The sequence below is a fragment of the Pantoea sp. SIMBA_079 genome (assembly GCF_046940275.1).
Classification (GTDB): Bacteria; Pseudomonadota; Gammaproteobacteria; order Enterobacterales; family Enterobacteriaceae; genus Pantoea; species Pantoea borealis.
Genome location: NZ_JAWRYR010000581.1, coordinates 1 through 256 on the forward strand (window position 1 = coordinate 1; position 256 = coordinate 256).

At 43.4% G+C, this 256-nt stretch carries 1 protein-coding gene; it reads right to left on the reverse strand.

The genetic code is table 11. The features are described from left to right. Positions 1-231 (reverse strand): SLAP domain-containing protein (locus SB719_RS21275; RefSeq protein WP_412159906.1); only part of this gene is annotated, 231 nt, incomplete at its 3' end. Between the last annotated feature and the right edge of the window lie 25 nt (positions 232-256).

A 256-nucleotide genomic window follows, 5' to 3' on the forward strand; every position in this document is an offset into this window, starting at 1 on the left:
GTAGTGCACACGCGCTACAGTTTGCCCTGCTTTATCATGAACAATAATCGGTACTTCTGTGAACTCCAGACGTTTTTCCAAACCATTGCGGAAAACTACAACGACTTTGAGTCCGTTGTCTTCGCCTGTTTTTATCTCAAGTACCTGCAGGTCTACTTCACCCTCTTTGACTGGTGTTTCTTCTGCTGCCTTTTTCATGTAATGCTCATTCTCACTAACAGACAATCCCATATTCAATTCCTGATTGTCTTCGGCT